This is a genomic window from Planktothrix sp. FACHB-1355, from assembly GCF_014748295.1.
GTDB classification, from domain to species: Bacteria; Cyanobacteriota; Cyanobacteriia; order Cyanobacteriales; family Aerosakkonemataceae; genus Aerosakkonema; species Aerosakkonema funiforme_A.
Genome location: NZ_JACJUP010000036.1, coordinates 1 through 15,038 on the forward strand (window position 1 = coordinate 1; position 15,038 = coordinate 15,038).

Sequence of the window (15,038 nt, forward strand, 5' to 3'; positions counted from 1 at the left end):
CATCCATCTAGCAATAAATGGTGATGGCTCCAAATAAATTGATGACAATTTGCAGCTAAATGAATGAGAGTCAGACGCATCAAAGGTGCGCGGGTGACATCAAAACCGCGCTGGCGTTCCGTTTCCAGAAAAACTTGCAGCTTTTCTTGTTGTTCTAACTCGGAAAGATTGCGCCAGTCTTGACGCTCTAGAGGTACTTCCACTTGGCGCAAAACTACCATCAAAGGTTCCGGTTGTTCCTGCCAAACAAAACCGCATCTTAAAATCGAATGTCGATCGATCGCCCGCTGCCAAGCTTTCTCAAAAGCTGAAACGTTCAAATCTCCGCGTAACGCACAAGTTAACTGCTCGATATGAACTCCCGAACAGGGAGCTAATACAGTCTCGAACAACATCCCTTGTTGCGTCGCAGAAAGCGGATAAATAGCTTCAATGTTTTTCTTGCTCATTTGTCAGTTGTTATCGAGATTTTTTTTGTAACTCTTGTGGGGTAGGCATCTTGCCTGCCCTTTGAGATTCTTTTTTGGAGAGGTGTAATGACTAAAAACTGATTTCGTCCAAAGCTTTCTCCAGTAATTCATCGCTCAGTTCCACATCTGGAAAATCAGCAGGCGTATACTCTTCAGATTGCGGAGATTGACAGCGATCCAAAATATTCCGTAAAACTTGCAGACAACTTTCAGCCAAATTCTCCACGACAGAACGGTGATGCAAATTCTCACTGCAAGTCCAATTCAGCCACAATTGACCGCCAATCACAAACGCCCCGCACTCTAAAACATGACTGCGAGTTCCTCGCGGACTGCGATTTAATCCCAGAATCGATCGACTGAGTTTAAACATAGATCGATCGGGCAAATATCGATCCACCTGACCCATATAGTTAAAAATAAATTCAGCTTTGGGAAGCGAACTGAGTTGTGAGGTAATTTCCCGGTCTGCACACAGATAGCGCAGGACGCCATAGCCAAAACCTTGATTCGGAATCCGCGCCAACTGCTCTTTAATCGATCGCAATGCCTCGACTGGATGCGTTCCTTTTTCCAATTGCAAAAGTACGGGGAAAATCGCAGTAAACCAACCCACAGTTAAAGATAAATCGATATCTTCAAAAATGTCTTCTCGACCGTGACCTTCTAAGTCAATTAAAACGTTAGATCGATCGCTCCACTGCACCAAAGCTTGCACTACTGCGGTGAGCAACACATCATCAATTTGAGTGCGATAAACCTGCGGCACTTCCTGTAGCAAAGCTTGAGTTTCTGTCACACTGAGCGCAACTGATACCGTGTAAGCTGAAGCTACAGTATTTTCGCCCAGCCGATAATCTAATGGCAAAGGCAACACCTCGCGGCGCGACTCAGCAGACCAATACGCCAACTCTTCCCGTAGCGATGGTGACTGTGCGTACTCGGTCAGACGTTCGCTCCACTGCTTAAAGGAAGTAGTTTTCAGCCGCAATTGTATCGCCTCGCCGTGACTGATCTGAGTGCAAGCGGCGTGCAAATCTTCCAACAAAACTCGCCAAGAAATGCCATCGACAACTAAGTGATGGATGGCGATGAGCAAGCAACTGGGCTTTTGCGGGCCAAGGTCAAACCAGGCAAAGCGAATCATTGGCCCATCTGACAGGCTCAAACTGGCCTGCAATCGATCGGCAGTAGCTTGCAAAACTGATTCTTGCTCGTCTGCTGGCACTTTTGACAAGTCTACCTGTGTAAACGGAACCATCTCGTCGGGAGCCGCATTAACCTGCCGCCAGCCGGATTCTGCTTGCACGAAGCGAAGGCGCAGCGCGTCGTGGTGAGCGATTAAGTGTTGCACCGCTTGCTTTAACAAGGCTGGGTCGAGGCGTTGCTGCATTTCCAGCAACACAGCTTGATTCCAATGGTGCATATCTGGGATATTTTGCTGAAAAAACCAGTGCTGTACGGGGTTTAAGGGTACTTCTCCGGTTATTGCTCCCTGTTCCGCCTGAATAGTTGCGCTATTACTCGCTACTGCTGCTAATTCCGCGATCGTTTGGTACTCAAACATTTGCTTGGGAGTTAGCTGCAAACCCGATTGCTTGGCTTTGGCGATCGCTTGGATGCTGAGGATGGAGTCCCCACCTAGCTCGAAGAAGTTATCGTTGATACCTACTCGTTCGATACCGAGTACCTTCGACCAAATCCCGGCCAGTAATTCCTCGACTATTGTCCTGGGTGCGGTGTAGGTCGATCGCAAATCCGGTCTGGCGGCATCGGGTGCTGGCAAAGCGCGGCGATCGATTTTACCATTGGGCAGCAGCGGCAATGCTTCCAGCATCACAAAAGCTGATGGCAGCATATATTCGGGCAATTTCTGGTTCAGAAAGCAACGCAGTTCGCTAATACTCAACCTTGCTTCTCCTTGCGGCACTACATAAGCGACCAGCCGCTTTTGACCGGGTTCGTCTTCTCGCGCCGAAACCAAGCAATTCCGCACTTGGGGATGTTGATTCAAAACTCCCGAAATTTCCCCCAATTCAATACGGAAACCGCGAATTTTTACTTGGTCGTCGAGGCGACCGAGAAATTCGATGTTGCCGTCGAGAAGATATCTTGCTAAATCTCCAGTTTTGTAGAGTTTTGAATTAAATTCAGAACTTTTCAAGAAGGGATTAGAAATAAATTTTTCGGCAGTTAATTCGGGACGGCGATGATAACCTCTGGCTAATCCTACGCCACCAATATAAAGTTCGCCCGGTACGCCGATTGGCACTGGTTGCAGATAGGAATCCAGCAGATAAATTTGGGTGTTAGCAATGGGACGACCGATGGGGACGATCGATCGCTTGCGATCGCGCTGACAAGTCCAGGCAGTTACATCGATCGCCGCTTCTGTAGGGCCATAGAGATTGTGTAATTCTGCATCTAAGCGATCGAAAAAGCGTTCCTGAAGTTCAAAAGGTAACGCCTCCCCACTGCAAATCACCTGTCTCAAACAACTGCAAGTTTCCAGTTCCGATTCTGCCAAAAAAGCTCGCAGCATCGTCGGCACGAAATGCAAAGTAGTGATTTGATTTTGTGCAATGAGATTAACTAAATAAGCGCTATCTTTATGACCTTCCGGTTTGGCTACAACTAATCTGGCTCCAGTCAATAAAGGCCAGAAAAATTCCCAAACCGAGACATCGAAACTAAAAGGAGTTTTCTGAAGAACTCTATCTTTTGATGTTAATTGGTAAGCATTTTGCATCCACACTAAGCGATTGCAAACCCCTCGGTGGGTATTCATCGCTCCCTTCGGCATTCCGGTAGACCCAGAAGTGTAGATTGTATAAACTAAATTTTCAGCCGTAGCAGTTTTGATGGGATTATCTGCACTTTCTTTGGCAATCGTTGCCCAGTCGCCGTCTAAGCAGACTATTTTGGCTGTATTTTCTGGTAATCCTGCTAGCAATCTTTCTTGAGTTAGCAATATCTCGATTTGGGAATCTTCTAACATAAAAGCCAGCCGAGATTGGGGATAACTTGGATCGATAGGAAGGTAAGCTCCGCCTGCTTTGAGAATTCCCAACAGCGCTACTACCATTTCTGGGGAGCGCTCCATAGAAACGCCTACCAATCCATCTGGTTGCACGCCTTGTTTTCGCAGAAAATGTGCTAATTGATTTGCTTGTTGGTTGAGTTTTCGGTAAGTTAGCTGTCGGTCTTCAAAAACCACCGCTATGTCAGAGGGGGTTAGCTCAACTTGAGCTTCAAATAACTCGTGAATGCAGCTATGTTCGGGGAATTCGCTAGCGGTATCGTTCCACTGGATTAATAAAGTTTGCCGTTCCGCTTCGGTTAATAACGGTAATTCCGATAGATGGCGATCGGGATGAGAAACGATGCCTTCTAACAAAGTTGTAAAATGTGCGATCGCCCTATCAATTGTGGCAGCCTCGAATAAGTCGGTACTGTATTCAAACGCTCCCGTTATTGCTGGTTCGCTGTCCACTAAGTACAAGGTCAAATCGAACTTTGCCGTTTTACTATCTGTGTTTAACCGCTTCAAAGTTAAACCAGACAGCACTAATTCTGGTGTCAGATTTTCTTGCAAAACCAACATCACTTGAAACAGCGGTTGATGGCTCAAGTTTCGTTCTGGTTGCAATTCTTCTACCAGTTGCTCGAAAGGCAAATCTTCGTGTGCGTAAGCACCTAATGCTACCTGACGGACGCGACTGAGCAATTCCCGAAAAGTTGGATTTCCTGACAGGTCGGTTCGCATTACCAGAGTATTGACAAAAACTCCAATTAATGCCTGAATTTCGCTGCGGTTGCGATTAGCGATCGGAGTTCCAACTGATATATCTTCCTGTTCGGTATAGCGATAAAGTAAAGTTTGAAATGCCGCCAGCAGGGTCATAAATAAAGTGCAATTTGACTGCTGACTTAGAGATTTCAGCTTTTCGGTTAAACTCGGCGATAGTTGGAAATGAGTCGTTGCACCTTGGAAAGTTTGGACGGCAGGTCGGAGTTCTAAAACCTTTGTTGCACCTGCTAGCTGTTCTTTCCAATAGGAAAGATGGTTTTGCAAATGCTCTTTAGACCATTGACGCTGCCAAACGGCAAAGTCAGCATATTGAATGGGAAGTTCTGGCAATGGGGAGGGTTTGTTATGAGAAAATGCTTCGTAAAGTGCTGCTACTTCGCGAATGAGCGATCGCATCGACCAACCATCACAAATAATATGGTGCATGACGAACACCAGCACATATTCTTTCTCACCCAGTTTCAGCAATGTGCCTCGCAACAAAGGTGCTTTGGTTAAGTCGAAATGTCTTTTAACTTCCTCAACTACAAAATTTTGAATTTCTGCTGTCCCCAGTTCTGTTACTGACAGCTTAAAATCCAAACTGGGATGGATAATTTGCACGGCTTGTCCATCCACCATCTCGAAAGTAGTTCGCAAAGCTTCGTGACGGCGCACAATTTCATTCAAACTTTTCTCCAGCGCCTCCACATTCAACGAACCTTTTAAATGGACAGCGGAAAGTTCGTTGTAAGCGTTTCCCGAATCAAATTGATGCAGAAACCACAATCGCTGTTGTGCAAAGGAGAGAGGTGCAGGACTTTGTTCGGCACGTCGAGGAATAGTTTTTAATTGGGAATCGGATTTAACTTCTCCCCGCAATCGTTTTTCTAAAAGCGCTCGTTTTGCAGGCGAAAAGTTAGATTTTTTTGCTAATATTTCTGCTTTTTTGATATCCATAATACTTTTACCCCAAAATCTGAAGTTTTACATAATCGGGAGCGGGTTGAATTCGCGTCATATCATTTTCTAAAATTTCCAAGTCGCCTTGCTTTTCAATTTGCTTAAAACCCGCAAACTTGTAAGCTACATACATCATCCGATTGCGATTGTTAGAAACGAACTCGGCACGCAACCGGACGTTATTTTGTTTAGCTAAACTCAAAATATAATTGAGCGTAATTGTCCCGACGCCTCTGGACATGACGCGACAGGACATCAGCAAAAGTTTGATTGTCCATACGCTGTTTTGGCATTCCACAAGTGCTAAGCCAATTTTGCCGTAACTGCCAAATTTATCTTCTAAACTGGCAATGAGTAATTTGTGGTTTTCTGACTGGCGAAAATGATTCAGTTCGTCATAGGAATAAGTGTAACCTGTTGTGTTTAATTGGTGTGTGCGTACTGTTAATTCTTCGGCGCGTTGCAAATCTTCTTCTTTGGCAGAAGAGATGGTAAAGGTCATGTTAAGTGTAGCTAAAAATTCTTCTTGAGGGCCAATGAATTCTTTTTCAGCGTTTTGCCGTTCTAAATCGCTAATATACATTAATCTTCGCTTTTTTGAATCTTCTGTAATAAAACGAGGATTCATTTCATCTCTTTGTAGCAAATCCTCTAGTTCTGAGGCGTTGATACAGAGGACTTCGGGAAGGGAAAAGTTGACTTCTTCCAGTTCAAAGGGTTGATCGTCGATGAAGGCGATCGCATCTGTACCAATATTGAGTAATTTAGCGATTTCTTGAATAGAGGATGCTTTGGAATTCCAGTTGATTTGGGGATAGATGAAATACTCGTGTAAGCCGAAGTCTTGCAGTTGCGCGATCGCTTTCTCAGGGTCGTTCTTGCTGGCGATGGATTGCAAGATTCCGCGATTGTCTAAGGTTTGGATTATATCAATAACTTGGTTTTTTAGGGTGATGCGATCGCCTTCTAGTAAAACGCCGTTCCATAGGGTGTTATCTAAGTCCCAAACTAGACATTTGATGACTGTTTTATCGATTGTTGGGTTGGTTATAGGTAGATTTTTTGTGAGAGTCATATTCTTTTTTTAACGCAAAGGACGCAAAGGTTAACGCGAAGTTACGCAAAGGGTTTCAGAGGGGATAAGATATTCTTGGTAGGCGTGGTCGGCGATGGTAATTTGTTGAATTTGGGTGCTACCTTCGATGATTTCCATGATTTTGGCATCGCGGAGGTATCTTTGGACTGGGTAGTCGCTGCTGCATCCGTTTGCACCGTGAATTTGTACGGCGTCGTTTGCTGCTTTGGTGGCTATTGTGGAGGCGAAGTATTTGGCAATTGAGGTTTCTAAAATAGCTTTTGGATCGCGGGTATCTTTAAGATATCCAGCTTGATAACAAAGTAATCTAGCTGCTTTTAAGTTGGCAGTCATTTCTGTTATCATTTGCCGGATTAATTGGTGTTCTTTGAGATAAACGCCGAACTGTTTTCTTTGACTGGTGTATTGCAGGGAAGCTTCTAAGCAAGCTTGTGCAATTCCTACGCATCCCCAGGCGACGCTGTATCTTCCATAGTCGAGTGCGGAAGCGGCGATGTAGGAGAAACCAAAACCTGGTTTACCGACGATATTTTCTGCGGGAATTTGACAGTTATCTAGGTGCAATTCTGCTAGCATGGAAGCTTTTACACCCATCATTCCGAAGATTGGTTTGATGGCAAGTCCCGGACTGTTTTTTTCCACTAAAAAGGCAGAAGGTTTGCCATCACATTGAGCGAATACTAAAAAAATATCGGCAATTTGTCCGTAGGTAATCCATTTCTTTTGTCCGTTTAAGAGATAAGTGTCGCCGTCAAGTGTGGCTGTAGTTTCTATACTTTTGGCATCGCTACCTACATTTGCTTCGCTTAAAGCGAAAGCTGCAATGACTTCGCCTGTCGCTAATTTGGGAAGCCAATACTCTTTTTGTTGCTTGTTTCCCCACTTGAGAATTGCATGAGAAACCATGTTATGAACAGTCAGCAAACTCCGCAGCGAAGAACACCCGCGACCGATTTCTTCGTTGAGCAAACCGTATGCGATCGCATCCATTCCACTCCCACCGAAATCCTTGGGGATAATCGCACCTAGATATCCTTTTTTAGCTAGATTTTCTATTAGCTGAATGGGGGTATGTTCTTCGCGATCGCATTGATTTGCCAAAGGAACAATTTCTGCATCCACAAAAGCTCGAAATTGCGATCGATCTTCTTTTTGCTGAACCGTCAATTCAAGTTTCATACTCTCTCATTTTCCCGCCAATACAACCATCTTTTTGTCGATTAACCGCGTCATCGCATCGATCGTCCGAAAGTTGTCAAATTCCAAATCTTCATTCTCAATGGCAATTTGAAACTCTTGCTCTATAAACAGCACCAGTTGCATGGCAAACATGGAGTTAACAAAACCAACAGCAAAGATATCTTCATCAGGCTGGAGGTCGTAATTTCGGAAAAATTTTGATAGAAACGCTTTGATTTTGGTGGAAATTTCTTGCATTTATTAAGTCCTTTTTTAATTGTAGGTATAGAAACCCTGTCCGCTTTTCCGACCGTGCAATCCCGCGTCCACCATTTTCTTTAGCAGCGGACTTGGCCTGTATTTACTGTCGTTAAAGCTTTCGTACAAAACTTCAATTGAATAGAGAATCGTATCCAATCCAATTAAATCCGCTGTTTCCAATGGCCCCATTTTGTGACCGAAACAGGTTTTGAAAATTCGATCCACTTCTTCTGCTGAAGCCACTCGATCTTGTAGCACGAAAATCGCTTCATTGATAGTCAACATCAGCACGCGGTTAGATACAAAACCCGGTGCATCATTGACAACAATACACTCTTTTCCCATCTGAGCCAAAAGTTTTTTCGCCGTTGCGATCGTTTCTTCGGAAGTGTGATATCCCCGGATCGCTTCCACCATCGGCTTCATTGGCACGGGGTTCATAAAGTGCATCCCAAGCACTTTATCCGCACGCTTGGTTACTGAAGCAATGCGAGTGATCGGAATCGCTGATGTATTGGCAGCAAATACAGAATTTTTTGGGCAGATAGCATCTATTTTACCATAAACATCCTGTTTAATTTCCCATTTTTCTGTTGTATTTTCAATGACAAATTCTGCCTCTTTTAGAACTTGATAATCACTAGAAAATTTGATGCGATTGAGAATTTCATCGGGACGATCGGCTGGCTCGCTTTTCTTGAAAAAACCTTGAAAGCGGAGATTATTTTTGATTTCTTGTTTGGCACGTTCCAGAATTACTTCTGAAACATCTATTAAAAGGACGTGATGTCCTGTTTGCGCGAGGTTTTGCGCCACCCCAACTCCCATCACTCCTGCACCCACAACACCAACTACTTGCATATTTACGCTCCTGAATTTCTGATTGCATATACGTTGTGAATATTTGAGCCTTCATACAAGTCTTCTTGTTCGGCTTCGACGCGATAACCTTGGTTTTTCAACAAGTTAGTTACCTGTTGCAGTCGTCCCTCTATATCGTGTACTTCAATGACAATTTGCTGGATTTTTTGCCAATCATTTTCTTTAATGCCTTGAAGGACATCCAATTCGCTTTTTTGAACGTCAATTTTGAGTAAATCGATGCGCTCTACGTTGTTTTCGCTGATGATTTCAGAAATCGTTCTCAACTGACAAGTAAAAGGTTGCGCTTTAAACCTTTCTTCTAACAATTCATCAGCGTGTTCCATCACTTGTTCCATCCCTGCCATACCATTTTCCAATTGGTTGAGCATGATAGCTTTTAAAACTTCTTTCTCTTCCTGTTTATCGGCATAGAAAGAAGACATTCCCGAACTGTTGGGATAGAAGGTAAATGTTGCTGTTTTAGGTTCGTTGGATATAGCAAAATTAAACAGCTTGGCATTTATCTCATAGAAAGTGGTATTCAGGCGCAAAATTTCAAACAGAGGCGGTGCTGGCTCAAAACAGTAAATGGTGGGATTGTTGCAGTTTTGCGACGCAAAAAGCGTAAACATACCGATGTTAGCACCAACATCAAAAATAATGGCGCGATCGCGTAAATTAATCCCATGCTTCAGATACACCCGATTTTGGAAAATATCTTCATAGAAATAATCAGCTTCCGCTTTCGTTTGATAGACAATTTCCAAATTATTCGGCAACTTGTAGCGTCGCTGACTGCTAAATTTGGGTGCTTGTGACTGGGAAACTGACACCAGCACTTCAACTTCTTCTTCAGGTAATTTTTCTAACTCATCGAGCAGGATTTCTTCGATAAATAATGCCAACTCTGCCACCGTCGGCGCTTCAAAAAGAGGACGCAGGGATAAATCTATTTGAAAGTCTTTCCGCAATTGAGAAATTAACTGAATCCCAAGCAGCGAATGTCCTCCCAAAGCGAAGAAGTTGTCGTTAATTCCCACCTGTTCCACACCCAGTAATTGTTGGAAAAGTTGAGCAATCCTTTCCTCAATTTCGTTAGTAGGAGCAACATAACTTTTCCGAGGTGCTTGACGATCTATTCTCCCCTCTTCCTGAGATGGAGAGAGATTCTTTTCCTCAAAACATGGCTGCAAGCTCGGCACAAGCCGCGTTTGTTTTTGTGCAGAAATCCAATACCGTTGGCGTTCAAATGGATAGGTCGGTAAAGGTAGACGATGGCAATTTTCATTCCCATGAACAGCCGACCAATCTATCTGCACTCCTGCCAACCAAAGTTGACCCAATGCGTTCAGTAAAAATGCTATATCTGACTGCCTATCGTAGGAATGACGCAGGGAAGAAAGCGCAATTTTATCGCCTTCTATACATTGTAATGCCAAGCTGCACAAAGTTTGACCGGGGCCAACTTCTAATAGAATGGGATGCTGTTTTTTCCACAATTCTTGAATTCCATCGGCAAAGCGAACCGGTTGGCATAAATGTTTCACCCAATAATCGGGATTTGTTGCTTCTGCTGCGGTTATCCAAGTGCCGGTGACGTTGGATAAATAAGGAATTTTTGGGAGTTTGAGATTGAAGGTTTTAACGAGTTCGCGTAAGCTGGGTGCGATCGCCTCCATCATGTAAGAATGAAAAGCATGAGAAGTAACGATTCGTCGGCAAGCCAATCCTTTGTCTATTAACAGTTGTTCTAATTCTTCGATCGCATCTATTGCACCTGCTATTACACAAAGGGAGGCTCCATTAATTGCCGATAAGGAAAGTTTGTCGTTCAAAAAAGGCTGTACTTCTTGCTCGGAAAGAGGAACTGCCAACATCGCTCCCCCCGGCAATTCTTGGATCGTTTTCGCTCTTTTGGCGACCAAAGTAATGGCTTCTTCTAAGGAGAAAACCTCTGCCAAACACGCCGCCACATATTCCCCAATGCTGTAACCGATCGTTGCTTGAGGATGAATTCCCCAAGCAATCAACAATTGCGCCAAAGCGTATTCAACGGCAAAAATTGCAGGTTGTGTCAGAAAGGTTTGATTGAGCTTTTCAGTCGCAGCATCTGTTTTTTCCTCTCCACGACCTAGCATTTTTCGTAAATCGAAACCCGAACTTTTATCCAGTTTGTTTTCACTGGAATAAAGGACATCTCGCAGGTCTAAACCAAGGTGAGGTTGGAAAAGTTCGCAACAGCGATCGAATATTTTGCGAAATGTCGGCTCAACTTGGTAAAGTTCCCTCGCCATATTAACGTATTGAGTTCCCAGTCCGGGAAACATAAAAGCTACGGGACGCGAATTTGTTTCCTGGATGCTAGTGAAAACTCTTTTGGGGTCTTGAAGTGCGACAATTGCATCTTCTATATCCCGACAAACAACAGTACGCCGATGGTTGAAAGCTCGCCTTCCTACCTGCAATGTGTAAGCAACATCTGCTAAGTTTAAATCTTGATGTTGCTTGAGGTAATCAACTAAATTTATGGTTGCCGTTTCTAATGCCGAATTAGTTTTAGCAGAAAGAACTAATAATTGATAGTTTTTCCCCTGCGACCCGGCCACCCTGCGACCCGGCTTTTCCAGCGGAGATTCTTCCAAAATTACATGAGCATTCGTTCCCCCAACTCCAAAAGAACTGACTCCGGCGCGACGGGGAACGCCGTTACTTTTCCATTCAGAAAGTGTGGTATTTACATAAAAAGGACTGCTGTCAAAATCAATTTCTGGATTAGGCTTTTCAAAATGCAAAGTAGCAGGTATTTGTTTATTTTTGAGAGCAAGAACGGTTTTAATTAAACCCGCAACACCCGCCGCTGCATCTAAATGTCCGATATTAGTTTTTACAGAACCGATCGCACAAAATTCTGTCTTATTTGTATAAAGTGAAAAAGCTTCTGTCAGTGCGGCAATTTCTACCGGATCTCCTAAAGGTGTGGCGGTGCCATGAGTTTCGATATAACTAATAGTTTCGGGATTAATTCCTGCTAAGGCAATTGCTTCTGCGATCGCTCTTGTTTGTCCCTCCACACTCGGCGCTGTATATCCAACTTTTAAAGCACCATCATTATTAATAGTAGCAGATTTGATGACGGCATGAATGCAATCTCCATCTGCGATCGCATCCGATAATCTCTTCAAAACTACTATTCCCACACCATTACCAATTACAGTTCCCTGTGCTTTGGCATCAAAGGCGCGGCAATGTCCATCGGGAGATAAAAACCCGCCTTCGCGATATAAATATCCCGCTTTATGCGGCACAAATATGGAAACTCCCCCCGCCAAAGCCATATCGCATTGATAGCTTAGCAAGCTTGAACAAGCCAAACTTGTTGCTACCAATGATGTGGAACAAGCAGTCTGAACATTGATACTTGGCCCCCGCAAATTCAACTTATAAGAAATGCGAGTTGTCAGGAAATCTTTGTCATTTCCCATCAAAGTTTGATGTCCGCCAACCGCTTCGATAAATTCGCGATTTGCATAGAGATTGTTGAACAGGTAACTGTTCCAACCAACCCCAGCAAAAGCGCCAATTCGACCGGGGTAAGTTTCCGAATTATAACCAGCATTTTCCAATGCTTCCCAAGCGCATTCTAAAAACAGCCGATGTTGCGGATCGGTCATTTCCGCTTCTCTGGGACTAAAGCCAAAAAAGGCCGCATCGAATAAATCTATATCTCCTAAAGTCGCACCAGCTTTTATATAATTGGGTTTCTGCAATTCCTCCGGCTCAATTCCCGAATCCAACAGTTCTTCATCATTGAAAAACTCGATCGATTCAACGCCATCCCGGATATTTTGCCAAAATTCATCAACGTTTTTCGCACCCGGAAAGCGACCCGCCATACCGACGATCGCTATGCTTTCTAACTCCTCACTCATTTCCCCATCTCACTTGTTTCATTAATTGTTTTTGACGACTCAAAGCCAATCTTTGCTTTTGAGCTGAATCGCTAATTTCTTGGAATATTGGCTTTTCTTCTCGTTGAGGACTTAAATGTTTGGCCAATGATTCGATCGTGGGATATTTAAACATCTCAACCATCGAAATGTTTTTCTCCAACTTCGCTTGTACTCTGCTATGAACTTGGACTATCAACAATGAATGTCCGCCGAGGTCGAAAAAGTTGTCATAAATACCCACTTTTTTTAAACGCAATACTCCTTGCCAGATGGTGGCGATAATTTGTTGCAGTTCAGTTTGCGGCGAAACATAGGCAACTTCTAATTCTGGACGCAGACTTTCCGTTACAGGTAACGCCTGACGATCGACTTTACCATTCACCGTCAGCGGCATTTCATCCAACGTCACCAAGGCAGATGGCACCATGTATTCTGGCAATTTTTCTGCCAAATAGGTTCGCAATTCACTAATGGTGAGATTTTCTCCAGGATGGAGAACTGCATAAGCGATGAGGCGATCGCATTTTGCCAAAACTGCACATTCCCGCACCTTGGAATGCTGACTCAACACCGCTTCAATTTCCGATAGTTCGATCCGGAAACCGCGAATCTTCACCTGATGGTCAATTCTACCAAAATATTCGATAATTCCATCAGCACGATAACGCGCCAAATCGCCTGTTTTGTAAAGCCTTTCTCCCGCCACAAAAGGATTAGCAATAAAGCGTTCGCTAGTGAGTTCGGGACGATGTAAATAACCCCTCGCCACACCCGCGCCACCGATATACAATTCCCCTGTAATTCCGACAGGTACGGGTTGAAGATTCCGGTCTAAAATGTAAAGTTGAGTGTTGGCAATGGGACGACCGATCGGAATAGACCCCGATCGATCTTTTTCGGTGACTTGATAAACGCAACAACCAACTACCGTTTCTGTCGGGCCGTATTCATTGATTAACATCGTTTCTGGCGCATATTTTTGCCAGAAAGCTGTTGTCTGTGCTAACAGATTTTCCCCACCAATAATAAATGCTCTCGTTCGACCTGCTGCTTCTTGAGGGGATAACTGGTGACTGAGTAATTCTAACTGGGCTGGTGTAATTTTGACAAGGCTAAAATTCGATCCATTTCGCAAAGCAGCAGCAAGACTTTCTATACCTTTATCTTCCGGAAGAAGTTCGACGCTCCGACCTACCAATAAAGGCGAAAATAGCCCTGTAATCGTCATATCGAAGGAAATTGAAGAGTGAACTGTCGCTCCTTCTCCTCGCTCGACAATATATGCTTGAGTACACCAATTCAGATAGTTTGCCAGTCCTTGATGCTGAATTAAAGTTCCTTTCGGCTTACCTGTAGAACCGGAAGTATAAATAACGTAGGCTAAGTTTTCAGCACTGACATTGCTAAGGCAATTATCGCAACTTGTGACAGCAATTTCTTGCCAATCTCTATCCAAACATATAACCTTTGCTGAGTGGTGAGGTATTCTATCTAATAAGCGCTGTTGAGTCAGCAAAATGGGTGGTTTTGCATCCTCCAACATGAACGCCAATCGCTCTTTTGGATAGCTAGGATCTAGAGGTACGTAAGCGCCGCCCGCTTTCAAGATGCCCAAAAGCCCAACGAGCATTTCAAGCGATCGCTCTACGCAAATGCCAACCAAAACTTCTGGCTTCACGCCTAAATTTTGCAGGTAATGTGCTAGCTGATTTGCCCTTTGGTTTAGTTCTCGGTAAGTTAGTTTGTCATCTTGGCAGACAACAGCAATCGCATCTGGCGTTCTTTCTACCTGAGCTTCAAACAGTTTGTGAATGCAAACATTTGACGGGAATTCTGTTTTGGTATCGTTCCAATTTATCAAAATTTGTTGCCGTTCGGCTTCCGTCAACAAAGGTAGATCGGAAATAGCTCGATCGGGATTTTCAACGATACCTTCCAGCAAAGTCGAAAAATGCCCTAACATCCGGGTAATCGTATCTGCATTAAACAGATCTGTGTTGTATTCCACAGTTCCGATTAGTTCCCGTCCCGTATCTTCCACAAATAAAGTTAAATCGAACTTCGCCGTTTTATGATCGATTTCTTCAACGCGCCAACTAAGACCGGGTATTTGTTGTGCTGGCAATGGGAAATTCTGGAGAGCGAACATTACCTGAAACAGCGGCGTGTGACTTAAATCTCGTTCTGGGTGCAGTAACTCCACCAACTTTTCAAACGGCAAATCTTGGTGAGCGTAAGCCTCCAAAGCCACCTTGCGGACTCGCCGCAATAACTCTCTAAAACTGGGATTGCCACCCAAGTTACTTCGCAACACCAAAGTATTGACAAAAAAGCCAATTAATCCTTCTATTTCCTTGCGGTTGCGGTTAGCAATAGGCGACCCCACGAGAATATCTTCTCGCTCTGTATAGCGATATAGCAATGTTTTAAATGCCGCCAGCAAAGTCATAAATAAGGTGGCACTT

General features: G+C 43.9%; 8 protein-coding genes. All 8 read right to left on the reverse strand.

Features of this window, described 5'->3' with window-relative positions:
* Positions 1 to 449, reverse strand: a 449-nt coding sequence (locus H6S82_RS03660) for a condensation domain-containing protein (protein ID WP_242056806.1), incomplete at its 3' end; no start/stop codon positions are given.
* Positions 450 to 540: 91 nt separating this feature from the next.
* A complete protein-coding gene (locus H6S82_RS03665) occupies positions 541 to 5,220 on the reverse strand; it encodes a non-ribosomal peptide synthetase (RefSeq protein ID WP_191056021.1) in 4,680 nt (1,559 codons plus the stop codon).
* A 7-nt stretch (positions 5,221 to 5,227) separates the two neighbouring features.
* The gene (locus H6S82_RS03670; protein ID WP_190467980.1) at positions 5,228 to 6,298 is read right to left on the reverse strand and encodes an HAD-IIIC family phosphatase; all 1,071 of its coding nucleotides are present in this window, start codon (positions 6,296 to 6,298) and stop codon (positions 5,228 to 5,230) included.
* Between the two features lie 30 nt (positions 6,299 to 6,328).
* Positions 6,329 to 7,498, reverse strand: a complete 1,170-nt coding sequence (locus H6S82_RS03675) for an acyl-CoA dehydrogenase family protein (RefSeq protein WP_190467977.1) — start codon at positions 7,496 to 7,498, stop codon at positions 6,329 to 6,331.
* Positions 7,499 to 7,504: 6 nt separating this feature from the next.
* Positions 7,505 to 7,756, reverse strand: a complete 252-nt coding sequence (locus H6S82_RS03680) for an acyl carrier protein (protein WP_190467974.1) — start codon at positions 7,754 to 7,756, stop codon at positions 7,505 to 7,507.
* A gap of 15 nt (positions 7,757 to 7,771) precedes the next feature.
* On the reverse strand, positions 7,772 to 8,620 hold the full coding sequence (locus H6S82_RS03685; RefSeq protein WP_190467972.1) for a 3-hydroxyacyl-CoA dehydrogenase NAD-binding domain-containing protein: 849 nt from the start codon (positions 8,618 to 8,620) through the stop codon (positions 7,772 to 7,774).
* A 2-nt stretch (positions 8,621 to 8,622) separates the two neighbouring features.
* Positions 8,623 to 12,552, reverse strand: coding sequence for a type I polyketide synthase (locus tag H6S82_RS03690; RefSeq protein WP_190467968.1), 3,930 nt, complete (start codon positions 12,550 to 12,552; stop codon positions 8,623 to 8,625).
* Positions 12,545 to 15,038: non-ribosomal peptide synthetase (locus H6S82_RS03695; protein WP_191056022.1), on the reverse strand; the 2,494-nt coding region annotated here is incomplete at its 5' end. The genes H6S82_RS03695 and H6S82_RS03690, both read right to left, overlap by 8 nt.

Coding starts and splice junctions, on each gene's coding strand:
- H6S82_RS03665 (WP_191056021.1), bottom strand. CDS start 5,220: ATGGATATCAAAAAAGCAGAAATATTAGCAAAAAAATCTAACTTTTCG.
- H6S82_RS03670 (WP_190467980.1), bottom strand. CDS start 6,298: ATGACTCTCACAAAAAATCTACCTATAACCAACCCAACAATCGATAAA.
- H6S82_RS03675 (WP_190467977.1), bottom strand. CDS start 7,498: ATGAAACTTGAATTGACGGTTCAGCAAAAAGAAGATCGATCGCAATTT.
- H6S82_RS03680 (WP_190467974.1), bottom strand. CDS start 7,756: ATGCAAGAAATTTCCACCAAAATCAAAGCGTTTCTATCAAAATTTTTC.
- H6S82_RS03685 (WP_190467972.1), bottom strand. CDS start 8,620: ATGCAAGTAGTTGGTGTTGTGGGTGCAGGAGTGATGGGAGTTGGGGTG.
- H6S82_RS03690 (WP_190467968.1), bottom strand. CDS start 12,552: ATGAGTGAGGAGTTAGAAAGCATAGCGATCGTCGGTATGGCGGGTCGC.